The 24,186-nt window shown below is 44.8% G+C and carries 20 protein-coding genes and 1 other RNA gene; 18 read left to right on the forward strand and 3 right to left on the reverse strand.

Going from position 1 to position 24,186, the window contains the following annotated elements; all coding sequences use genetic code 11:
• Window positions 1–22 precede the first annotated feature (22 nt).
• The 11 genes from ACFWMP_RS23540 (at window position 23) to ACFWMP_RS23590 (ending at window position 12,568) form a co-directional block, all read left to right on the forward strand.
• A complete protein-coding gene (locus ACFWMP_RS23540) occupies window positions 23–1,204 on the forward strand; it encodes a phosphoglycerate kinase (protein WP_042184036.1) in 1,182 nt (393 codons plus the stop codon).
• Window positions 1,205–1,231: 27 nt separating this feature from the next.
• Window positions 1,232–1,984: a triose-phosphate isomerase gene (gene tpiA / locus ACFWMP_RS23545; RefSeq protein WP_042123325.1), complete on the forward strand. Its 753-nt coding sequence runs from the start codon at window positions 1,232–1,234 to the stop codon at window positions 1,982–1,984.
• Between the two features lies 1 nt (window position 1,985).
• A complete protein-coding gene (gpmI, locus tag ACFWMP_RS23550) occupies window positions 1,986–3,530 on the forward strand; it encodes a 2,3-bisphosphoglycerate-independent phosphoglycerate mutase (protein WP_042123328.1) in 1,545 nt (514 codons plus the stop codon).
• A gap of 68 nt (window positions 3,531–3,598) precedes the next feature.
• Complete coding sequence (gene eno / locus ACFWMP_RS23555; protein ID WP_042123330.1) at window positions 3,599–4,885, forward strand: phosphopyruvate hydratase; 1,287 nt, start codon at window positions 3,599–3,601, stop codon at window positions 4,883–4,885.
• Between the two features lie 211 nt (window positions 4,886–5,096).
• Window positions 5,097–5,330: a preprotein translocase subunit SecG gene (secG, locus tag ACFWMP_RS23560; RefSeq protein ID WP_042123332.1), complete on the forward strand. Its 234-nt coding sequence runs from the start codon at window positions 5,097–5,099 to the stop codon at window positions 5,328–5,330.
• A 346-nt stretch (window positions 5,331–5,676) separates the two neighbouring features.
• Complete coding sequence (rnr, locus tag ACFWMP_RS23565; protein WP_379424966.1) at window positions 5,677–8,559, forward strand: ribonuclease R; 2,883 nt, start codon at window positions 5,677–5,679, stop codon at window positions 8,557–8,559.
• Window positions 8,560–9,291: 732 nt separating this feature from the next.
• Window positions 9,292–9,771, forward strand: a complete 480-nt coding sequence (gene smpB, locus ACFWMP_RS23570) for an SsrA-binding protein SmpB (protein WP_339244261.1) — start codon at window positions 9,292–9,294, stop codon at window positions 9,769–9,771.
• Between the two features lie 198 nt (window positions 9,772–9,969).
• Window positions 9,970–10,334, forward strand: a transfer-messenger RNA (tmRNA) gene (ssrA, locus tag ACFWMP_RS23575).
• Between the two features lie 229 nt (window positions 10,335–10,563).
• Window positions 10,564–10,929 (forward strand): hypothetical protein, encoded by a 366-nt coding sequence (locus ACFWMP_RS23580; protein WP_042184038.1) that lies wholly within the window; start codon window positions 10,564–10,566, stop codon window positions 10,927–10,929.
• A gap of 473 nt (window positions 10,930–11,402) precedes the next feature.
• Entirely contained in the window at window positions 11,403–11,894 is a 492-nt protein-coding gene (locus ACFWMP_RS23585) for an RNA polymerase sigma factor (RefSeq protein WP_379424837.1), read from the forward strand.
• Complete coding sequence (locus tag ACFWMP_RS23590) at window positions 11,891–12,568, forward strand: zf-HC2 domain-containing protein (protein WP_379424838.1); 678 nt, start codon at window positions 11,891–11,893, stop codon at window positions 12,566–12,568. The genes ACFWMP_RS23585 and ACFWMP_RS23590 overlap by 4 nt, the downstream gene beginning before the upstream one ends.
• Window positions 12,569–12,708: 140 nt before the next feature.
• Here the strand turns inward: ACFWMP_RS23590 and ACFWMP_RS23595 are convergent, their stop codons facing one another.
• The gene (locus ACFWMP_RS23595) at window positions 12,709–13,452 is read right to left on the reverse strand and encodes a nitroreductase family protein (protein WP_379424839.1); all 744 of its coding nucleotides are present in this window, start codon (window positions 13,450–13,452) and stop codon (window positions 12,709–12,711) included.
• Between the two features lie 170 nt (window positions 13,453–13,622).
• Here ACFWMP_RS23595 and ACFWMP_RS23600 point away from each other — a divergent pair, with 170 nt between their 5' ends.
• The 3 genes from ACFWMP_RS23600 (at window position 13,623) to ACFWMP_RS23610 (ending at window position 17,200) form a co-directional block, all read left to right on the forward strand.
• Window positions 13,623–14,102, forward strand: a complete 480-nt coding sequence (locus ACFWMP_RS23600; protein ID WP_379424840.1) for a MarR family transcriptional regulator — start codon at window positions 13,623–13,625, stop codon at window positions 14,100–14,102.
• 442 nt (window positions 14,103–14,544) lie between these two features.
• Window positions 14,545–15,852 (forward strand): aminoacetone oxidase family FAD-binding enzyme, encoded by a 1,308-nt coding sequence (locus tag ACFWMP_RS23605; protein WP_052404105.1) that lies wholly within the window; start codon window positions 14,545–14,547, stop codon window positions 15,850–15,852.
• A 31-nt stretch (window positions 15,853–15,883) separates the two neighbouring features.
• Window positions 15,884–17,200 carry a BaiN/RdsA family NAD(P)/FAD-dependent oxidoreductase gene (locus ACFWMP_RS23610; protein ID WP_042184042.1) on the forward strand — a complete coding sequence of 439 codons (1,317 nt, stop codon included), beginning with the start codon at window positions 15,884–15,886 and terminating at the stop codon, window positions 17,198–17,200.
• A gap of 140 nt (window positions 17,201–17,340) precedes the next feature.
• On the opposite strand, the gene ACFWMP_RS23615 is transcribed toward ACFWMP_RS23610, so the two are convergent.
• Window positions 17,341–18,330 (reverse strand): zinc-binding dehydrogenase, encoded by a 990-nt coding sequence (locus ACFWMP_RS23615; protein ID WP_341059059.1) that lies wholly within the window; start codon window positions 18,328–18,330, stop codon window positions 17,341–17,343.
• A gap of 128 nt (window positions 18,331–18,458) precedes the next feature.
• Between ACFWMP_RS23615 and ACFWMP_RS23620 the strand changes: the two genes are divergently transcribed.
• Both ACFWMP_RS23620 and ACFWMP_RS23625 read left to right on the forward strand, forming a co-directional pair.
• On the forward strand, window positions 18,459–19,316 hold the full coding sequence (locus ACFWMP_RS23620) for a LysR family transcriptional regulator (protein ID WP_076299966.1): 858 nt from the start codon (window positions 18,459–18,461) through the stop codon (window positions 19,314–19,316).
• 86 nt (window positions 19,317–19,402) lie between these two features.
• Window positions 19,403–20,656 carry a mechanosensitive ion channel family protein gene (locus tag ACFWMP_RS23625; RefSeq protein WP_379424967.1) on the forward strand — a complete coding sequence of 418 codons (1,254 nt, stop codon included), beginning with the start codon at window positions 19,403–19,405 and terminating at the stop codon, window positions 20,654–20,656.
• A gap of 141 nt (window positions 20,657–20,797) precedes the next feature.
• Here the strand turns inward: ACFWMP_RS23625 and ACFWMP_RS23630 are convergent, their stop codons facing one another.
• Window positions 20,798–20,974, reverse strand: coding sequence for a hypothetical protein (locus ACFWMP_RS23630; protein WP_379424841.1), 177 nt, complete (start codon window positions 20,972–20,974; stop codon window positions 20,798–20,800).
• 335 nt (window positions 20,975–21,309) lie between these two features.
• Here ACFWMP_RS23630 and ACFWMP_RS23635 point away from each other — a divergent pair, with 335 nt between their 5' ends.
• A complete protein-coding gene (locus ACFWMP_RS23635) occupies window positions 21,310–23,451 on the forward strand; it encodes a pectate lyase family protein (RefSeq protein ID WP_379424842.1) in 2,142 nt (713 codons plus the stop codon).
• Window positions 23,452–23,704: 253 nt separating this feature from the next.
• Window positions 23,705–23,959 (forward strand): hypothetical protein, encoded by a 255-nt coding sequence (locus ACFWMP_RS23640; RefSeq protein WP_379424843.1) that lies wholly within the window; start codon window positions 23,705–23,707, stop codon window positions 23,957–23,959.
• The last annotated feature ends 227 nt before the right edge of the window (window positions 23,960–24,186 follow it).

The following is a 24,186-nucleotide window of genomic DNA, read 5'->3' on the forward strand; positions in this document are numbered from 1 at the left end:
TTTGGGTGTGGAGGAATTAATCATGAACAAAAAGAGCGTCCGTGATGTAGAAGTAAAGGGTAAACGCGTATTTGTACGCGTGGATTTCAACGTACCTGTAGAAGACGGTAAGATTACTGATGATACTCGTATTCGCGAAACCCTTCCTACCATTAAATATTTGATTGAGAACGGTGCAAAGATCATTCTTGCGAGTCACATGGGTCGTCCTAAAGGTCAATTCGTAGATTCCATGCGTTTGACTACTGCTGCTGAACGTCTGTCCGAGCTTCTCGGCAAACCAGTAGCTAAAGCTGACGAAGCTGTTGGCGAAGCTGTTAAAGCAAAAATTGCTGAGCTAGGCGAAGGCGACGTACTTGTACTTGAGAATGTTCGTTTCTACCCAGGCGAAGAAAAGAACGATCCTGAATTGGCTAAACAATTCGCTGAACTGGCTGATTTGTTCGTCAATGATGCATTTGGTGCGGCTCACCGTGCACATGCATCGACAGAAGGTATCGCTCATTTCCTACCAGCTGTATCCGGTCTTTTGATGGAGAAAGAATTGACCGTTCTTGGTAAAGCTCTTACTAACCCAGAACGTCCTTTCACTGCGATCATCGGTGGTTCGAAAGTTAAAGACAAGATTGATGTTATTGATAACTTGTTGTCTTTGGCTGATAACGTCCTGATCGGCGGTGGATTGTCTTATACATTCACTAAAGCACAAGGCTTTGAAATCGGTAAGTCACTTGTAGACAACGACAAACTTGACGTTGCTCTTGGATTCATCGAAAAAGCTAAAGCACTTGGCAAAAACTTCATGCTTCCTGTTGATGTTGTGGTTGCTGATAAATTCGGTGCTGATGCTAACACTAAAATCGTTAATTACAATGAAATCCCAGAAGGTTGGGAAGGACTTGATATCGGACCTAAGACTCGTGAACTTTATGCCGATATTATCAAGAACTCCAAGCTGGTTGTCTGGAATGGACCTATGGGCGTATTCGAAATCGATAAATTCGCTGAAGGTACACTTGCAGTAGCAAAAGCTTGTGCAACAACTGAAGGTTACACTGTTATTGGCGGCGGAGATTCCGCAGCAGCAGCAGAAAAATTCCACCTGGCTGACCAAATGGATCACATCTCCACTGGTGGCGGTGCATCCCTTGAGTTCATGGAAGGCAAGGCGCTTCCTGGCGTAGAAGCACTGAACGACAAGTAAGACGTATAGAAGGAGGCAATTTAATTCATGAGAACACCAATTATTGCGGGTAACTGGAAGATGTTTAAAACAGTTCCTGAAGCAGAAAGCTTTATTGCTGACATCAAAGGCAAAGCAGAAGTAGAAGGCGTTGAGACTGTAATCTGCGCCCCATTCACTAACCTGCCTGCACTTGTAGCAGCTGCAAAAGGTACAGACATCAAGATTGGCGCACAGAACCTGCACTTTGAAGATAACGGTGCTTACACAGGAGAAATCAGTGGTGTAATGCTTAGCGATCTTGGCGTAGACTATGTAATCATTGGTCACTCAGAGCGTCGTGCTTATTTTGGCGAAACAGATGAAATCGTGAATAAGAAAATGCATGCTGCATTCCGTCATGGTATCACTCCAATCGTATGTGTTGGCGAAAAGCTCGAAGAGCGTGAAGCTGATCAAACTAAAGCAGTATGTAAAGTACAAACTGAAGCTGCATTCCAAGGACTTAGTGCCGAGCAAGCAGCAAAAGTTGTCATTGCATACGAACCTATCTGGGCTATTGGCACAGGTAAATCTTCCACTTCCCAAGATGCTAACGAAGTTATTGCTTACATCCGCAGTCTTGTAAAAGATTTGTATGATGTTGCAACAGCTGAAGCTGTTCGTATTCAATACGGCGGCAGCGTGAAGCCTGAGAATGTAACTGAGTACATGGGCCAAAGCGACATCGATGGTGCGCTTGTTGGCGGTGCCAGCTTGCAGCCTGCTTCCTTCGTTCAATTGGTTGAGGGGGCGAAGTAAGATGTCAGCTCCAAGACCTGTAGCTTTGATCATCATGGATGGTTTCGGTTTGCGTGGAACATCTGAAGGTAACGCCGTTGCTCAAGCTAACAAACCTAACTATGACCGTTACTTGAAACAATATCCTAATACTACCCTTACTGCTTGTGGTGAAGCTGTTGGTCTTCCAGAAGGCCAAATGGGCAACTCTGAAGTAGGGCACTTAAATATTGGTGCAGGACGGATTGTATACCAGGATTTGACTCGTATCGATAAATCGATCCGTGAGGGCGAATTCTTCGATAATGAAACACTGGTAGCCGCAGTTAGAAATGCTAAGAACACAGGTAAAAAGCTTCATCTTTACGCGCTTGTATCCGACGGAGGGGTACATAGCCATATTAATCACCTGTTTGCTATGCTTGACCTGGCTAAGAAAGAAGATATGCACGAAGTGTATATCCATGCTTTCATGGATGGCCGTGATGTGCCTCCAGATAGTGGTAAGAAGTTTGTCCAAGATCTGGTGGCTAAGATTGAAGAAGTTGGAGTAGGTACAATTGCAACGGTATCCGGACGTTATTACGCCATGGACCGTGACAAACGTTGGGATCGTGTAGAAAAAGCCTATCGTGCTATGGTTTATGGCGAAGGACCGAAATACACAGATGCTCTGCAAGCTATCACTGCATCTTATTCAAATTCCGTGTTCGACGAATTCGTTGAACCTAGCGTGATTGTAGACAGTGAAGGCAAGCCGGTAACGGCAGTAGAGAGCGGCGATTCTGTCGTGTTCCTCAACTTCCGCCCTGACCGTGCTATTCAGTTGTCACAAGTGTTCACGAATCAAGATTTCCGTGGTTTCGACCGGGGTCCTTTGTTCCCGCAAGACTTGCACTTCGTATGCCTGACTACTTTCAGTGAAACGGTACAAGGTTATGTAGCCTATTCACCGAAGAACCTGGATAACACATTGGGTGAAGTACTTGTGCAACACAACAAGAAGCAACTGCGCATCGCGGAAACTGAGAAGTATCCCCACGTAACGTTCTTCTTCAGTGGTGGACGTGATGAGGAACTTCCAGGAGAAACTCGTATCTTAATCAACTCTCCTAAAGTGGCAACCTATGATCTTCAACCTGAGATGAGTGCTTACGAAGTGGCTGCAGCCTGCGTAGCAGAAATCGAAGCGGAAAGACAGGATGCTATTATCCTTAACTTTGCAAACCCTGATATGGTTGGACACTCCGGTATGCTGGAGCCAACAATCAAGGCTGTAGAGGTAACTGATGAGTGTGTAGGTAAAGTAGTGGACGCAGTAGTTGCCAAGGGTGGCGTTGCGATCATTATCGCCGATCACGGTAATGCAGACATGGTATTTGATGAGAACGGTCGTCCGTTCACAGCTCATACCACTAACCCGGTTCCGTTCATCCTTACGGATGAAAATGTTGTATTGCGCGATCGCGGTATCCTTGCTGATGTAGCACCAACCATTCTGGATCTGATGGGAATTCCGCAACCTGCGGAAATGACTGGTCAATCCATGATCGCTAGTCGCAAATAAGGAAACAATACCTAAGATTAAGCTTCAACAATCAAAACCAAAACATTGTTTAAAGGAGATTAACTAAAATGACTATTATTTCTGATGTTTATGCTCGCGAAGTCCTTGACTCCCGTGGTAACCCTACTGTAGAGGTTGACGTTTATCTTGAATCCGGTGCTAAAGGCCGCGCTATCGTTCCTTCCGGCGCTTCCACTGGCGCTCATGAAGCTGTAGAGCTTCGTGATGGCGACAAATCCCGTTACATGGGTAAAGGCGTTCTGAAAGCTGTTGAGAACGTAAATGAAATCATCGCTCCAGAAGTTATTGGTATGGACGCTCTTGACCAAGTGGGCATCGACAAATTGATGATCACTTTGGACGGAACTCATAACAAAGGGAAATTGGGCGCTAACGCAATCCTAGCTGTATCCATGGCCGTAGCTCGTGCAGCTGCAGCAGCATTGGATATTCCTTTGTACGTATACCTGGGCGGATTCAACGCTAAAACTCTTCCAGTACCAATGATGAACATCATCAATGGTGGTGAGCATGCGGACAACAACATCGACGTTCAAGAGTTTATGGTTCTTCCTGTAGGAGCTCCAAGCTTCAAAGAAGCTCTTCGTACAGGTGCTGAAATCTTCCACAACTTGAAATCCGTACTTCAATCCAAAGGCCTTAACACAGCTGTTGGTGACGAAGGTGGTTTCGCACCAAACCTTGGTTCGAATGAAGAAGCAATCACTACAATTATCGAAGCTATCGAAAAAGCTGGTTACAAACCAGGCGTTGACGTATTCTTGGGTATGGACGTTGCTTCCACTGAGTTCTACAAAGACGGTAAATACACACTTGCTGGCGAAGGTAAATCTTACACTTCCGCTGAGTATGTTGACCTTCTTGCTTCATGGGTTGAGAAATATCCTATCATCACAATCGAAGACGGTATGTCCGAAGACGACTGGGATGGTTGGAAATTGCTTACTGAAAAATTGGGAGACAAAGTTCAATTGGTTGGTGACGACTTGTTCGTTACAAACACTGAGCGTCTTGCAACAGGTATCGAAAAAGGTATCGGTAACTCCATCTTGGTTAAAGTTAACCAAATTGGTACATTGACTGAAACTTTCGATGCTATCGAAATGGCTAAACGTGCTGGTTACACAGCAGTTATCTCTCACCGTTCCGGTGAATCCGAAGATAGCACAATCGCTGACATCGCTGTTGCGACTAACGCTGGTCAAATCAAAACAGGTGCTCCTTCCCGTACAGACCGTGTTGCTAAATACAACCAATTGCTTCGCATCGAAGACGAGTTGGGTGAATTGGCTCAATACAACGGCCTGAAATCCTTCTACAACCTTAAAAGATAATCTGCTTTTATAGCAGAGTACGAAGACCCGCCATTATGGCGGGTCTTTTTTTAATATGTGTTTATCCTAATCTTTCAAGAAAAGCTACGACTTAACAGTCTAGGCGGTTGTATTACCGGCACTGCTATGATAAAATAAGAGTACTGTTTATGTATCGTGATAACCTCAATTACCATAGATAGTGATGCTTAGGCGTAGGAGGTGGAAGTGAATGGATATCTTTTTGAAAGTTGTGCTCCTGATTTTTTCCGTCGGTCTTATTGCGGTCGTTCTTCTGCAAAAGGGGAAAAGCGCGGGTCTTTCCGGTGCCATCTCCGGTGGTGCTGAGCATCTCTTTGGTAAAACAAAAGCTCGTGGTATGGAACTCGTACTACAACGTGTAACAGTTGGACTTGCTGCAGGATTCTTCATTATGGCGATTCTAGCTGCTGTTTTCATTGACTAAAGTACCTACAGTAAGCCCTCGCTCTGTTCTGAATGGAATGGAGCGAAGGCTTTTTTGTTATAATAAAAAGGGGATAAAGCACCTGCAGGTGCTTTTCTTTGGATAGCAGAAAGAATAAGATTCGATACGGTAAAGCCTTAATAAATAAACTTTCTCCTTCGATGTGAATGAAATTTCGTACTGCGTTTACCTTTGGATGACAGTAACAGGGATGCGCAGGATTGATTTCGTGTATACTAGGGTATGAAGTAGGTAAAGGTAAATTTTACTTGGCATTACTACAGAGCAGGACAAGACATACATATTTGCCAGCGGCTTGGAGCCGCGGAGGGCTGGGGTGACGAACATGATAACACAAGAAATATTACTCGATTTCATGCGGGAAACTGCATATAAACCAATGACTTATGAAGAGCTGGTGAGCCATTTTGCTCTAGAAGATAGCACAGGGTTTAAAAAGTTCGAGGAACTACTAATTGAATTAGAGCAGGACGGAAGAATTGTATTAACTCGTAATGCACGTTATGGCGTGCCGGAACGAATGGATTTACTGCGAGGCCGGTTACAGGCTCATGCGAAAGGCTTCGCTTTTCTTATCCCGGATGATCGTGATCATCCTGACGTATATATCCATGCGAATGATCTTAAGGGAGCTATGAATGGTGATATCGTCCTTATCCGTATTACCTCTAAAAGTCCGTCCGGCGGACGTATGGAAGGCGAAGTTGAGCGCATTGTAAAACGGGGAGTATTGCAGACGGTTGGCGTATTTCAAAATCTGGAGACCTATGGCTTTGTGCTGCCTGATGATAAACGGATTAACCGCGATATTTTTATTCCGAAGCAATCCTTCATGGGGGCGGTAGACGGTCAAAAGGTCGTTGTACGTATCGTGAATTATCCAGAAGGCCGATCAGCGGCAGAGGGTGAAATTATTGAGATCCTCGGACATAAGGATGATCCAGGAGTTGATATTCTATCTATCATCCGTAAGCATCAGCTGCCAGAGGCTTTTCCGGCTGAAGTGATGAACGAAGCGGACAACGCTCCGGATTCAATCACAGAAGAGGAAATTGCTGAGCAGGGACGTCGCGACTTGCGCGGACTAAACATTGTCACGATTGATGGTGAGGATGCTAAGGACCTGGATGATGCGGTTAATGTTCAGCGACTGGAGAACGGAAACTACAAGCTAGGCGTGCATATTGCGGATGTAGGTTATTACGTACGCGAGAGCTCTGAGCTCGATAAAGAAGCCTATGATCGGGGCTGTAGTGTGTACTTGGTGGATCGGGTGATTCCGATGCTGCCTCATCGTTTGTCTAACGGGATTTGTAGTTTGAATCCACAGGTAGACCGCTTAACGATGTCCTGCGAGATGGAATTTAACGAACACATGAAGGTCGTGAAGCACGATGTCTTTACAAGTGTGATTCGCACCAAGGAAAGAATGACTTATTCCAATGTCCGCAAAATTTTGGAGGATGAAGACGCTGAATTGCTGGAGCGCTATAGTCCATTAATTGATGATTTCCGTCTCATGAAAGAATTGGCGATGAAGCTGCGTGATGCACGGATGCGGCGAGGCGCGGTTGATTTTGACTTTGAAGAGAGCAAAATCATCGTAGATGAGAACGGCAAGGCTGTAGATATTGTGAAGCGTGAGCGTTCTGTAGCTGAGCAGATTATCGAGGAATTTATGCTGGCGGCGAATGAAACAGTCGCGGAGCATTTTCACTGGTTGAAGGTTCCGTTCCTTTACCGGATTCACGAAGATCCAGATCCAGAGAAGCTGCAGAATTTTATGGCTTTTGCGGCTAATTTCGGATATCACGTGAAGGGACGTGGCAATTCAGTTCATCCACGTGCTTTGCAGGATCTGTTGGAGCAAATCCAAGGGACTAAAGAACAGACCGTTATTAGCACAATGATGTTGCGTTCCATGAAGCAGGCAAAATATGATGCGGAGAGCACAGGCCATTTCGGACTGGCTGCGGAATACTATTCCCACTTCACTTCGCCGATTCGCCGTTACCCCGATCTGGTCATTCACCGCGTAATGCGTGAAGTGATTGAGAATGGAGGGGCGCTGAGCCAGAAACGACATGATTATTTGGCCGGCAGGATGCCTGACATTGCTCAGCAGTCCTCGGAGCGTGAGCGTGTAGCGGTAGAAGCAGAACGCGATACAGAGCAGCTGAAGAAAGCTGAATACATGCAGGATAAAGTAGGCGAGGAATTCGAGGCAATGGTCAGCAGTGTGACCAGCTTCGGAATGTTCATCGAGCTGGACAATACTGTCGAAGGCCTTATTCGTCTCAGCGCTATGAGCGACGATTATTATCACTTCGACGAGGCCCATATGGCGCTCATCGGCGAGCGCACATCACGGGTGTTCCGTATTGGTGACGAGGTGAAAATTCGAGTCGCCAAGGTAAACATGGATGACCACACGATCGATTTCGAGTTGGTCGACATGAAACCACGCGCGCCAGGTGAGCATCGCGGCGGTGGTTTTGGAGGCGGCCGCGGTGGCAAAGGCGGCCGTCCAGGTAGCGGCGGCTTCAAGGCGCCAGCCGGGGGTAAAGGCGGCGCGGGCAGCAAGGGCCGCGGCGGTAAAGGCAAGCCCGGCGCTGCTGTAGGCGCGGGCAAGGGCAAGCCGGGCGCTGGTGTGCGCGCCGGCGAAGGGCCGCGCGAAGCGGCCGGCGTTGGCGCACCGGGCGGACGCGGAAAGCGGAAGCGCGGGCGTGATGCCGGCGAGGATGCGAGCCGGGTAGTTGCGGCGCCGGGCGGAAGCACCGGCGCAGAGCGCGGGGGCGAAGCTGGCGGTAACGTAGGCGCGCCACGTGAGCGCAGCGGCGGGCGAGGCCGCGGCGGTGACAACGGCGGTGCCGGTGGTGGACGCGGCATCAGCTTCGGCTTTGGCTCCGGCAAAGGCGGATACGGCGCTCCTGCGTCTGACTCTTCCGGCGGCGAGGTCCGCGGCCTGGACGGCAGCACGAAGTTCCGTAGCCGAGAGGACCGCGGCGGTAACTTTGGCGGTGGAGAAGGCCGTAGCGGCGCTCCAACAGGTAAAGGTCGCCGGAAAAAGAAGAACAAAAGCGGTGTGTTCATCGGTCAATCCGTGACACCAGGCAACGTTCAGACGTCAGAACAAGCCGCTTCTAAACGTAGTGAAACTACAGGTAACGCACCAGACGGTGCTCCTCGTAAGAGAAAGAAGAAATAAATAACGTTATTGGGCTACATTACGTAGCTCTATGACGCAAAATTAAGCACTGCCCCCTTTGATTGGGGGCGGTGCTTTTTTAATTCTTTTTCGCGGCTCAAGTGTGAAATTCTCATTTATGACCGAGACTATTGGTTGCCACAAGTTTGTTGAGTAATAATCAGAAGAAGCTAGGTTGCAGCATTGTTTGTAACTATGACACTTGGGTTGGAGCAAAGTAACCCGTGCTATCACGATGCTTATTTTTTAATTGCATAATGTGCAGTTAAAATTCCGGCGTTTCAGTAGAGATTGAGGTTAATTGCACTTTGTACATTAAAATGTGATCAGTATCTTCAAAACGGCATGATTTTGAGTTTTTAACTGCAGAAAGTACAACTAAACAACCATCGAGCATCTAAATATATTAAATAGATGTATAAAGTGCATTTATGTAGCTTTAGGGTAGCGTCGGAGGGAGAGAGTGAATAGAAAAGGGTATGAGTTAACTGAGATGTGTGAATATAGAAACATAAACAATTTTTTATAAATAAATGTAATTAAAGTTAACTATTGGGCAAACTTACTGACAACTAGTTGTCAAAATGGCTGGGAAAGGATTACCTGATCCTTCCTTGCGCACAATCGATTCCATTTGTTACAATATAGATCAGACGTTCGATGACTATGTCGTTTAAGATTAGAGAGACATGGTTACTTTAACTTATGAATATGATTCAAGGAGTGATTCTCATGGGTAAAAAAGCAGACGGGAAAGTACTTGCCCAGAACAAAAAAGCTTCCCATGATTATTTTATCGAGGATACTTATGAAGCTGGCTTGGTGCTGACAGGTACAGAAATCAAGTCGCTACGTAATGGCCGCGCTAATATTGGAGATGCTTTTGCTACGATCCGTAACGGTGAGATTCACATTCACAACATGCATATCAGCCCTTTTGAACAAGGTAATCGTGCTAACCCTACGGACCCGACGCGTACTCGTAAATTGCTGATGCATAAGGAGCAAATTCATAAACTGCTGGGCTTGTCCAAGCGAGATGGATTTACGATTGTGCCACTCAAGATTTATGTGCGAAATGGCTATGCGAAGCTGTTAATTGGTCTTGGTAAAGGTAAGAAAGAGTACGATAAACGTGACTCTGCTGCTAAGCGTGATGCTCAACGTGATATTCAGCGTGTATTGCGTGAGAAGCAAAAGATCGCCAGATAATCTAGGAAGAATGTACGATTCAAATGAGTACCAGTTTCCACCTTCAATTCCTTTAACCTACGTGTTAAAGTATTGATAAATGTGATATACTGAGTAAGTAAGATTATTGCTTCGTTACAGACTTCTTGAAGAAGAAGCTGTGGATAGGATCTCTCTTGCTTGGAAGATCCGCTTGATCCGAAGCGCCCTTTTTAATGAGGGGCCGTTCTTGGATTCGACGGGGGTAGTTCGAGCATGAGTAGCGAGTAGTGGGGACGCGTCCGCTTCATCAACGCTAAAGCCTATTAAACGGCAAACAACAAAACAACTACGCTTTCGCAGCCTAAGAAACTGCGCGCGTGCTTCTACCCTGCATCGCCCATGTGACAGGGATAGGGGCTAACAAGTAGTGGGATACGCCGTCTGGTCTCCGCCTGGGGTCAACGGAAGAAGATAATCAGGCTGACCCAACGTATAGCCGGTTACGGGGCGATACTCGGGTGACATCAAAACTGTGACTACACTCGTAGAAGCTTATGTGCCGTTATCTTCGGACAGGGGTTCGACTCCCCTCGGCTCCATAAGAAAAACCCGCTAAAATAGCGGGTTTTTTGCTGTTTAGTGGTTGGATTGCAGACCGAATGTAGACAAGGAGTTATAGGGAACTAAATGTGTTCATTATTGTAGACATGTTGTCTACATCTAAAATTAGATCATTCACTTTGAAGTTATTAATATCTATAAGAGCCCGAACTGATATAAAATTATAGTATTAAGCATCCAAAAACAAAAACATTCGGAGGAATTACTATCATGAGTTTTACTATTGATTATGTTAAAAACAAAAACAGAATTATTGTAACATCGGACGGTATGGATGTTGAGGATGCCCTTGCGTACGCGGAACAATTTCCGAAAGTACTGAAGAAAACTAAGCGAGGGTTTACAGGTATGACTGTAATTACTGGTGGCCTGGTATTTAAGCAAGAAGTGTTGGCAATTCTTGCTCCAACTAGTGAAGATGCTGTGAAAGCTGGAATCTCTACAAAACACAAATGGGTGTATGTTGCGCCTACCTCTTTCTACAAAACGCAAATGCATCGTATGTTTAAAGATATTGCAAACTTGTACGAATCGATAGAAGAAGCTGAAACGTATCTTGATTCTGCAGGGAATTAGCAACTTCTAATAATTAAAAGGGTCCAGCCATCATCTGTAGCGGCAAAGGTACTTTTGCGTATTAACTTATATAATTGCATCACTATACTAAGGAGATATTCCTATGATCAGTCTCCTTTTTTAACCATAGATAAGTAATTTCTATACGATTCTATAATTTGTTAAATATATAACAAGGAAGAACAGTAATATAGCCAATTTTTATCTAAGTAAAATCAGACGGACTCATCAAATGCTGGTTAGAATGCTTCTAGGGTGACATCAAAACTGTGACTACACTCGTAAAAGCTAATGTGCCGTTATCTTCGGACAGGAGTTCGACTCCCCTCGGCTCCATATGGAGTGTAAGTGATGACACCTTTAGGGGTGTCTTTTTTATTTCTTTTTTTCTATTACAAGTACAATAAAATAAACTGAATTCATTGTAACGTTTTTATGTTTAGTTAGTCTTATATATGTAAGGTGGTGAACCATTGGACAAATCAGATGAATTAGAAGGAGTCTATGATCAATACTTCCGTGATGTATACATATTTGTGCTGTCGTTAAGCAGGGACGAGCAGATTGCCGAGGAAATTACACAGGAAACCTTTTTTAAAGCGCTGAAGCGAATTGACCAGTTCAGGGGGGACTGCAAAATGAGCGTCTGGCTGTGTCAGATTGCGAAAAATACTTATTTCTCCTATATGGACGGGCAGCGGAAGTTAGCTTCGTTGGCTGTACAGGAAGAAGAGGGTAGCATTAATCTGGAGCAAAAACTCATTGATCAGACTGAAGCTATGCGTATTCATAAGGTTTTGCACGTTTTGAACGAGCCGTATAAGGAGGTTTTTATGCTCAGGTTATTTGGAGAACTATCTTTCGATCATATTAGTCAAATCTTTGGGCGAACGGAAAGCTGGGCAAGAGTGACCTATCACCGTGCTCGGCTAAGAATACAAAATCTGCTAGTGGAGGATAAATGATGAACCGAATCTCATGTGACGTAGTTCAAGATCTTCTCCCCTTGTATTATGATGACATATGCAGTGAAACTAGTAAGGGACTGGTGGAGGAACACCTTGTTGATTGCCCTGACTGCCGTTCTTCTCTGGAACAATTGAAATCCAGCCTGAGCTTGCCCATTCAAGATATGGAAGTAAATAAATTGGAGGGAAAAGGGCTGCAAAGCATTAAAAGAATGTGGAGCCGTACCCGATCGATGGCTTTTATGAAAGGATTGTTTGTGGCTGCTTCCGTATTTGGAATGTTGATTGTTGGCTACTTCGGTCTTTTCCGCTGGAATATCCTACCGGTGTCATCCGACCATATTATTATTTCTGATATAAGAACCATATCAAGCGGTGAAATTGCTTTTCGTGTTCAAATCAGGGACGGGTATAGTTTCGCTCATGTGGAGAATACCGTTAAGGATGATGGGAGTTTCTATATGATCCCCGTTCATCCTCTTATCATATCGAAGAAATATAATGCCTCCAATCCAGTCAATGGCGAGATGTTCGTCAATCCTCTGAATGTAAGGGCCTATCAGAAGAAGTATGGTAAGGACGTGGAGATTACGTCCATCTACTACGGTTCACCGGATCATCCGATTCTGATTTGGAAGAAGGGAATGGAACTGCCGACGGCAAGTCGATAATTAGGGGGCTCATGTTGAGACAAGGGCTGTTCGACTCCCCTCGGCTCCATATGTTAAATCCACAACCGAATTCGGTTGTGGATTTTGCGTTTCAGGGATAAGAAACTATAGAATAAGATGCTCTTTATACAGAATTCTCACTATTTCAAATCAAATCCTTTGCTTTTTACGTATTCCGTATAACCATCCAACGGCAAATCTTTATCCAGCATGGCGATGAATTTTCCGGACCAGCTTGCCATTTGTTTGTTATTCGTTCGCGCGCCGTAGTACTCCTCGATTTCCCGGTCATATCTTTCGACCTTTGCTTTAAGATCTGGATCATACTTGTTTTCAAAAAATACGGCAGACCGTGGCAACCGTGGCTTTTGCTCTGGAACCTCGTCGGGAACACCTACTGCAAGACCGACCAAAGGAATGACGAAGTCCGGCAGTCCAAGCCATTCGTCCAGTCCAGGCAGGGCCTCGTTAATTCCGCCAATAATCACGGCTCCGAGCCCCATCGATTCGGCCGTCAGATTGGCATTTTGCAGGGCAAGCGCGGCACTCAGCACAGCGGTTTGGTAAAAATACGAGAAGCTCAGGTTACGACCCATTTTTTCTTGTTGGTCCGGGCCGGCGGCCAACATCATCCGATGAAGATCGGCGCAAAAAATAAAAAAGTACCCACATTCCTCAATCGATGGATTTTTCGAATGCACCGCGATCTTCTTCCGAAGTTCCTGATCGGTAACGCCGATGATCGAGAACGGCTGCATATGCGCCGAGGTCGGTGCCATTTGCGCTGCATCGACAATGGCTTCGATTTGCTTGCCAGTCAACGGAATATTTTTAAACTTACGGATGGAGCGATGCTGGCGGATCACTTGCATGACCTCATTCATTAAAATTCCCTCCCAATCGATGGTTTTTGTGGAAGCTGTAAGAAAATTGTGTTTTGCAAAATGGTTTCCATGGAAACGATGATAACAAGAAAAAGATATCTTGTCAAATGGTTTCCGTGGAAACCATGATATAATAAAAAGAAAAAAGGTAGGCTTGCCTTATGCCAGATATGAATGATGATTTGCTTCAGCTCAAAAACCGTATCGAAAAGTCCATTTACCGGATCCTCATCAGCGAAACCGACGAGGACCAGGATCGGCTTTGGCTCATAGAGCACATCTCCGACGACCGGCTAAAAAGGTTGCTGCCCCGCCTATCCGTCTCAAGCCTGCACGTTTTGGACGTCATCAATATGCATGAAGGTATTAAAGGGGCTGATATCGCCCGCGATATGGAGATAACGAAAGGCGCCGTCTCCAAAATCACCCGCAAATTGCTGGATTATGACCTGATCCGGAAAACCCAGCTGCCGGACAACCTGAAAGAAATTTATTTCTCCATGACTCCGCTCGGCACCGAATTGGCCGAACTGCATCGGGTATTCCACCAGGAGAAAGATCAAAAGGTGATGGAACTGTTGACAAGTTTCGATGCAGCGTCGTTGGAAATTGTGGCAGACTTTTTGGAGAAGCTAGCCCGTCTGCGATAGGGCATGGGTGCTCCGATAGGTAACGGTTTTGCATCGCCACGGTTCTCCTCCATATGGAGTACCAGTGAAAGACACCTTGAAGGGTGTCTTTTTTTATGTTTTTCAAAGTATGATCTAGACTATGTGTGGTGGTTCAAAAAAACTGCGTATTTTGCTAGGTCCAGTATCTTTCGTGTATGGAATTAAAGATTGCAGTGTAGAAAGCATGCTCGTCCCGTAATCAAAGTTGATAAGCTCTGGAAATGCTATTCATTCAGTCTTAGAGTTGTGAAAGTTTTGAAGGCCAAAAAAACTTAAGGTTCTATATAGGGATAAAAAAGGCAAACATAGGATAGGAAGAGTTAATAGGGAGATATAAATGAAAACCAGTATACTTATGCTATAATTTAATAAAGTGACTCTGTGCTTTTAGAAAATTGGATAAAGGATGCATTGACCAACCATGTATGAGAATCAGACTTCTATGCACCACAAGCTGTTTATTATCGGCGCAGGTGCTGCCGGACTAATGGCCGCCGTTACTGCGCGTGATATGGGTATCGATACTGCCATTCTGGAGGGTAACGACCGGATTGGAAAGAAGATATTAATGACAGGTGATGGCCGCTGTAACATTACGAATGAATCCACTGCAACGGGTACGGATGAAGCAATCGCTTTATCGCGCAAGTATCACAGTAATCAGGCCGGATTTCCACTTGCGGTATTGCAGCAATTTGGCATCCGTCAGACCATAGATTTTTTCTCCTTTCTTGGGCTTCCGCTTACAAGATTGAAGGAGGGCTTGATGTATCCAATGTCGCTGCAGGCAGCAGCGGTGCTGGATATTTTCCAGCTTGCGCTGGAGGATCGGAATGTTCCGGTATACCTCAATAACAAAGTGTTGGATGTTACTGTTTCGAAGAATCATCCGCGCTTCAAGATAAAATGCCAAACGGAGACAGAGGAGGAGGTTGTTTATACTAGCGACTATCTACTTCTATCTGCGGGTGGCCTTGCCGGTCCAAATGCGGGAAAAGAACCTCCTGGGTATACACTTGCCGAACGTCTGGGACACACCCTGATTAAGCCTTTGCCGGCCATTGTGCAATTGAAGTTGCAATATCCGAACATGAGGGCACTGTCCACTATCAAATCTCAGGGACAAGCTCATATCATTGTGAACGGTAAAGTCATCTGCAGTGAACAGGGCGAAATTGCCTTCACGGATTATGGTATTACCGGCCCGCCAATTCTTCAGCTAAGCAGGAAGGCTGCGTATCATCTTGCAAGAGGAGAACAGGTAACATTGTCGGTTGATCTGATGCCGGGCCGCACGGAGGAAGAGTTAGTTGAGTTTTTAGAAAGGCTCTGGGAGACCTTTGGACACCGGACTGTGGCGGATTGCCTTGTTGGCATCTTTAATAAGAAGCTTGTTTCTGTCCTACTAAAAGAGACTGGCTTAGATCAACAGCCAGAGCTGCTTTGCCAGGATCTATCGATGAAAACCAAGGGGAAATTTTATCGAATCTTGAAGCGTTGGGAGTTTAAAGTGACGGATACCAATGGCTTTACGAATGCGCAAGTGACAGCCGGCGGCATTGATACGTCGGAACTCATCGAAGGAACGCTGGAATCCAAGCTGGTGCCTGGGCTGTATTTGGCTGGCGAAGTGATGGATGTCGACGGAGATTTCGGCGGCTATAACCTGCAATGGGCCTGGAGTTCCGGATATGTGGCCGCCATGGCGCTAGCTAAGTCAATTCAATAAATTTATTAGGAAAAGGGATGCATCAATTAACATGTATAAGGATCAGACTTCTAAGCACCACGAGCTGTTCATTATCGGTGGGGGTGCTGCAGGTCTAATGGCTGCAGTTACAGCGAGGGATCAAGGTATTGATACAGCAATTATTGAAAGCAATGACCGGCTTGGGAAGAAAATAATAACGACGGGTAACGGGCGTTGCAACATTACGAACCAATCCACCGCCACCGGTACGGATGAAGCGGCCGCTTTATCACGCAAGTATCACAGTAATCAAGAAGGATTCCCAATACATGTATTGCGGCAATTCGGTGTCCGCCAAACGATCGAATTTTTCTCCTCGCTCGGGCTTCCTTTTGTAAGCTTGGAGAATGGCCGGATGTATCCGATGTCGCTGCAGGCGGCTTCGGTGCCGGGTGTATTTAAGCTGGCGCTGGAGGATCGGAATGTTCCCGTATATTATAAACATAAAGTGTTGGATGTTACCGTTTCGGCGGGACATCCGCGGTTCGCGATAACCTGCCAGACGGAGACAGAGGAACAGGTTGTGTATACCAGCGACTATCTTTTTCTATGTGCAGGCGGCCTTACCGCTCCCAAAACGGGAACAGACGGCTCCGGTTATACGCTTGTCCAACGTCTGGGGCACACCCTGATCAACCCGGTGCCAGGCATTGTACAATTGAAGCTGGATTATCCGTATTTGAAGGAACTATCGGGCATCAAATTTGAGGGAGAGGCCCATGTTATCGTAAACAATGAAGTCATCCGCACTGAGTCTGGTGAGATTCTTTTTACGGACTATGGTATCTCGGGCCCGCCCATACTTCAGCTCAGCAGAAAGGCTGCGTATAATCTCGGAATAGGAGAATCGGTGACATTGTCGGTTGATTTAATGCCGGAGCGCACGGAGGAAGAGTTAATTGATTTTCTGGAGATCCACTGGGGGATCTTCGGACACCGGACGGTTGCCGATTCTTTTGTGGGCATCGTCAGCAAGAAACTGATTCCAGTTCTGCTGAAGGAGGCTGGAATTGATCAACAGCCGCACTTGCTTTGTATGGATTTATCATGGAAAACCAAGAAAATATTTTATCGAATCTTGAAACGTTGGGAATTTAAAGTGACCGATACCAATAGCTTCACGAATGCACAAACAACAGCCGGTGGCATCGATACGACGGAGCTAATCGAAGGAACGTTAGAATCTAAGTTAGTCCCTGGGCTGTATTTGGCAGGTGAAGTGATGGATGTCGATGGAGATTGCGGCGGCTATAACCTGCAATGGGCCTGGAGCTCCGGCTATGCCGCAGCGATGGCACTTGCTAAACGACGTGTTAGCGCCACGTAAAAGGATAGATAGTTGCTAACTCTTGGTACGTTGCGGTGGAATACTTGCATGCAATGAACACAGGGCGGCTAATGGGTTTACCGTGCCACACCTCGGTTCCATATAGAGTAAATAAAAGACACCTTGTGAGGTGTCTTTTTTCAATCAATTCTTATTCCAATATTCCCAGACTGCTCCCCCTGTTGCATTCGCTGAAAGGCTTGAAGGGTGTCTTGTAAAGGATACACACTATCAATGATAGGGCGTATCGAGTGGAGTTCCATAAATTGAAGCATCGCAACAAACTCCTCACTGCTTCCCATTGAGGTGCCGATGATACTGATTTGGGGGTAAAATATGGATCGTGCTGCTATTTCCATTCGATCTCCTGAGCTTGCTCCAAACGTAACGATCCGGCCATTTGGCTTAATGATATCAAAGTACTGTTGGAACGTCGCTGGCCCGATACTATCCAGGATGAGATCCACTGTTTCTCCTTTCATACTTTCCTTCCAATCACTATGACTGTCAAAGGCATGATCTGCCCCATGTGCAAGAGCAACTTGCCTTTTTGTTTCACTTCGTGATGTGACACTGACTCTTGCACCCGCTGCTGAAGCCATAAGCATGGCATAAGTAGCCACACCGCCACCAATACCCGGAATAAGGATATGTTCACCTTGCTGTAAGCGGCCTCTCGTAAACAAAGCCCGATAGGCTGTCAAGGCAGATAAGGGCAACACGCCCGCTTCTTCCCAAGACAAATAAGCTGGCTTGCTGATGGCATTTTGCGCAGGGATGACGATAGACTCGGCAAATGTACCATCTGAAGGGCCGCCCACTATGGCCGGAACGTTCGGGACATCGTGGGTGATTTCCCATCCGATACACGGATTAATGATTACATCGGTACCTACTGTAAGTGATGTTATGCCTTCACCTACCGCTTCAATTATACCCGCCCCATCAGAGCCCATAATCAGGGGAGCATCCTCATTTTTTCGATCCGCTATGAGAAATAAGTCTCGATGATTTAACCCTGCGGTTTTCAGCCTTACTTTTACTTCACCGAAGCCTGGCTGTTTATCAACAACGTCTTCATATGTCAGGCTCTTCAAGCCGTTCATCCCAGCATGTACGATTGCTTTCATCCTAATCCTCCAGTAATTCGTTTTTCAATGAATCTATATTGAATTGTACAGAGTGGGAATCATACAGTAAAATGAACAAAACCGATTGTGAGTATCATAAATGATCATACCAAGCAGGTGACATAGAAATGGAAAGCGGAGATTTAAGAATATTTCAGGCTGTGGCTCGAGAGGGGAGCATAACCAAGGCTGCGCAAATGTTGAACTATGTACAGTCTAATGTGACGACTCGAATTCAGTATCTTGAGGCTCAGTTGAAAACACCCCTTTTTCGGAGATCCAATCGAGGAATGACGCTAACTTTGGCTGGCGAGAATTTACTGGGATATGCGGATAAAATACTGACTCTGATGGACGAGGCTGTGAAAACTACACAATACTCGGACCATCCTGCAGGGCCTCTTCGGATAGGGTCCATTGAAGCGACAGCAGTCATTCATCTGACTCCTTTATTGGCCGAGTATCAATCACGATATCCGGATGTTAATTTATCGCTCACTACGGGTGTGACACATGCGCTCTTACAAAAGGTGTTGGATTACGAGCTTGATGGAGCGTTCGTCTATGGTCCTGTTGATGAGCCAGATATAGAACATATCGCGGCCTTTGAAGAGGAGTTGGTGTTGATCTCTGAGCCGGGACAAAACGGAATGTATGAGCTACTTATGAAACCGATGTTGTTCTTTGACGTTGGATGTACGCATCGGGCAAAAGCAGAGAGTTTTCTGAGAGGCACTGGCCTGACCACTTATCAGATTATGGAATTTGGCACATTAGCAGTTATTCTAGATGGCGTTTCCTCTGGACTTGGTGTGTCTATGCTGCCACAGTCATCGATTGCCAAGGCGGAAGAACAGGGCATAATCACTTCCCACCGTTTGCCTGAAGAGTATCGAGATTTGCAGGTATGGTTTGTGCATAGACATGACACAATTTACTCAAGCGCGTTGACCAGGTTAATACAATTAGTTGAAACTAGGCAATAATAGTTCACCCGCAACGATCGATACGTCGAATGTTAGTACAGACCATTTCATCAAACAATTTAAGTAACACGCAGCAGGAGGAAATGATGAATTTTATAAAAGATCAACTAGCAGGATACGGTGTAAACGAACAAATGACAGGTTATCTTTCGAATATAATCATGGTCTTATTTATAGCACTACTCTCTGTACTGGCCAATTTAATAGCCAAAAAAATCGTGCTGAAGATAATTATTCATTTCATTAGTAAGGATCGGTATGCATGGGATAATATCGTTTTGGAGAAAAAAGTGTTTCACAAGCTGTCGCATCTCGCGCCAGCCTTCATCATCTATTTTTCTGCGTCTATCTTTCCGCTATATCAGGCTTTTATTGAAAAATCCGCCTTAACTTATATGATTATCGTAACTATCACGGTGTTTAATGCACTACTTAATGCCATCGATGCTATTTATCGCTCATTCGAGGTCTCCAAGATTAGACCGATCAAGGGGTACATTCAGGTTGCAAAGATTATTCTATTTATCATTGGTGTTATTGTGGTAATCTCTAACCTCATTGGTCAGAATCCATTGATTATTCTTAGTGGGTTAGGTGCATTATCAGCTGTTTTTATGCTGATTTTCAAAGATTCTATATTGGGCTTGGTGGCAGGTGTTCAATTATCATCTAATGATATGGTGCGTGTAGGTGACTGGATCGAAATGCCTAAATATAATGCGGATGGTGATGTAATTGACATTACATTGAATACGGTAAAGGTTATGAATTTCGATAAAACAATCACCATGATTCCCAGCTACGCCCTTATTTCAGACTCGTTCAAAAACTGGAGGGGTATGCAAGTATCTGGCGGCAGAAGGATTAAACGAAGCGTTCATATCGATACAAGCAGCATATGCTTTTGTACAAAAGAAATGATGGAGGAATTCCAGAAGATTCACTACCTTTCCGATTTTATAAGGGCGAGATTAAATGAAATTAGCATTTATAATATCGAACATCAAATCAATACGGAGAGTAAAGTAAATGGAAGACATCTCACGAATGTTGGTGTATTCAGAGAATATATCCATGAATATCTGAGGAATCATCCTAAAATTCATAAGGATATGACGCTGATCGTCAGACAGCTAGCACCAGAGGATAATGGACTGCCCTTAGAAATCTACGCGTTTAGCAATGATACTAACTGGGTGGTGTATGAATCGGTTCAAGCAGATATCTTTGATCACATTTTTGCAGTTGTACCGATATTTGGGCTTCGTGTCTTCCAAAACCCGACGGGCCATGATATTGCTCGCTTAAAAGAAAGCAAAGAGTATTCGTCTGAATACTGAAGATAAGAATGATTTGCAGGAGAAGGCATTTCTTAATATCAGTAAAAAAGCGACCATCGTGGTCGCTTTTTTACGTTTTTTTCATTTTGGAAAAGATCATAAAACGTGCGATTTATTGGGGTGCGGACATAGCTGAAGACTCTAATGAAAGTTCCCAGATTCATTTTCTGAGAATTTACCATCGCTGTCATGCTGAGCTTGTTTGCGGCGATCATTACGGGCTTGCTGCTGCTGTTGGGCCTCCAGGCTGTTTACGGGCGTGGCTTCCAGTTCTTTTACTGTGTTGATTAGATTCTTATCTGGTTGATTTGCACTCATTTGAAAGCTCCTCCCTTGATTATCTAATGGTTGTGAATTTTATTATGTGCTGGCTACTGTGTGGTTATTCGTGTTGTATTTTCACAAGAGCACAGGATACATTGCTGAAAGTACGGGTGTATCAATGCTCTGTCCTATAATCATTAACTCAGAATACTGTTAGATGTGAAAAATATGAGGAAATGATTGTATCGGAACTGATTTCTGTTCTGATATGTTGAGGATGTTTTAGTCCCATAAAATGTAATATTTCAGGAGGTGAAAAGGAAACTTTATATCTTCTTGCAAACGGTTACAATTCTATCTGCAACAAATTAGAATCAGGAGGGAATAAAATGAAAAAAAGTATTGCCAAGGTAATCAGTATTGGTGTGTTGTTTTCTCTTGCACTTTCTTTGATAGCAGGTGGATGGACAAATACAGTAGTGCATGCTGCTGGTCTTTCGATAACAGGTAGTGGAGGCTGGAATGAAGCGGCATATGTGGAATGGTCACCTGTAAGTAATGCGACAGGATATAACGTATATGTTAAACAGGCAAGCGCATCAGATTCGGGGTACCAACAGATTGATAATGAATTGATCCGCAAATATTCTTCCTATTGGAGAGCGGATGCTGTAGGGCTTGCAGCTGGAAGTTATGTAATGAAGGTTGAAGCTGCCCTATCAGGGGGAGGAACGGCAAGTTCGGTATCAAATACGTTATCCGTAACGTCATATGATCGATCTGGGTTTGCTTTTTCGGCAAGCTCGCCATTTGGTACGGGTTCTGGCGCTTATAATGAGAATGGAACCCTCAAGAATGGTGCTCAAGTGCTGTATATAACATCTCAGAATGCGAAAACCGTAACACTTGATGTGAAAATCAACAGCTCAGGTGCTGTACAAACAGGCGTTGGTCTTGGTAGCATCTTGGCTCTGAGACAAAAGGGTTATGATACAACCCCACTTGCCATCCGAATTATCGGTAAAGTTACAGCTGCTGACCTGAGTGGACAGCTTAACAGCAGTGGATATCTTGAAGTCAAAGGTAAAAATAATTATTCGGAAATGAATATTACAATCGAAGGTATCGGAAAAGATGCTTATGCATACGGTTGGGGATTGCTTCTTAGATATGTTGGTAATTTGGAAGTAAGAAATATGGGTGTAATGTTATTTCCTGACGATGGCATTTCAATGGATACAGGCAATGCGAATGTATGGGTGCATAATAATGATATTTTCTATGGATCTGCAGGGAGCGATGCGGACCAAGCCAAAGGCGACGGGTCTACGGACCTCAAAAAAGGATCAACGTATATTACGATCTCGTACAACCATTACTTTGATTCCGGAAAGGCTGCTCTAGTCGGACTTAGTGAGTCTGCAGAATTCTTTGTTACCTTCCACCATAACTGGTTCGATCATTCGGACTCCCGTCATCCGCGGATCAGAGTGGCCTCTGTTCATGTCTATAATAACTTCTATGATGGAGTCTCAAAATATGGTGTCGGCGTTACAACCGGAGCTTCGGCCTTTGTGGAATCCAATGTTTTTAGAAATACTAAAGACCCAATGCTTAGTTCCTTACAGGGTACAGATGCTTTAGGTGAGGGTACGTTCTCGGGTGAAAATGGAGGTATGATTAAAGCTTATAACAATCTAATTGTTGATGCTTCAAGTCTTATTTACGCTAACTCTAATACAGGGACAGCTCCGGCAAATGCAGCCTCATTTGATGCCTACTTAGCCTCCTCGAGAAATGAAACCGTCCCAAGCTCATACAAAGCATTAAAAGGCGGAACAGCCTACAATAACTTCGATACAAACGTCCAAACCGGAGTGAACGTATCGAATATTGACAATGTAAGCAATGTGGAACAGGTTGTTACGGCAAAAGCCGGACGCCTGAATGGCGGAGACTTCACATGGGCATTTATTGATTCCGTGGATGACGCATCGTATGCACTGAACACAGCACTGATGTCTGCAATCAGAAGCTACACAACGGGGCTCGTCTCCGTAGGGGGCAATTCAAACCCAACAAGTCCGACACCAACTCCAACAGCTACTCCTGTGCCAACAGCGACTCCATCTCCAACAATAGCACCAACAGCAACACCAACACCGACAACGACACCTACGGCAACGCCAGTGCCGACAGCGGCAGCAACCGTTCATAACTTTACCACTGATGGAACAACGAGCAGCTTCTTCAATATCCAAGGGAATCTCTCAACAAGTAAGGGAACTGTGACATATCAGGGGTTAACCCTAACTCAATGTCTAAAAATCGAGAGTGCAACCAGTATTCAGTTCACAGCTGCCAAAGCTTCAACCCTAACCCTGGTGTTCAATACAGAAGGAACTAAAATCAAAGTGGATGGAACAAGTTATCCTATAACGAATGGCATTTCCACTGTCTCCCTTACGGCGGGCGCACATACCATTACGAAGGATAGTACGGCGAATCTGTATTATATGAAGTTGGAATAGATAGTTTTTTTCTAAACCGTGCTTCCATAAACTTTTCAAGCAGCGGTTCGACGTGCCTCAGCTTCAAAAGGGTCACAAGAAAAGCGACCTATAATGGCCGCTTTTCTTTGCTTTTTTCTTGTGATCTTATTACTTGAATCATGCCGACGCAGCCGTGGTCGGATGCGCTAACGCTGATCTTACGATTGCTAGACAGTTTAGTACGATTTGCTAATATGTACTTAAGTAAATAACTTAATAGAGGAGGAATCCAATGGATAAATACAATATCCATTGCGACTTTGAACCCTACGCGAAGACGACACTTCCATTAAATCCTTTGTTATTACCAATTTTGAATAAACTCATTGCGAGAAGTATGAATAAATTCAACTCACCTGAAGGTATGAATGTAACGACAGAAGTTATTCCAGGCTATAAAGACGGAACAGTCGAGCTAACGATAATTGAACTTGGATTGAGGTTGAAGTGTATTATACCAAGGGGGCCATTCATGGGTATGATATAGCGGAAAAAAGTGAAATTGTGTAGAGAGTGTAGCAAGAAGAATTGAGGCCTTACGAAGAGCTTTTAAGTAGAAAATAAGAGTCAAGCCATGAGCATCCTTTCGATGATCCATGCGTTTGATTCTTTTTTATTTAAATCTCCATAAAATGTAAAAATGTCATATGATAATTTGATGACTACAGTCACTATTTATCTTAATTTAAAAGTATTACAATAAAGGATGGTCCT

Origin of the sequence: Paenibacillus sp. NPDC058367, from assembly GCF_042723305.1 — a bacterium.
Taxonomy (GTDB): Bacteria; Bacillota; Bacilli; order Paenibacillales; family Paenibacillaceae; genus Paenibacillus_AQ.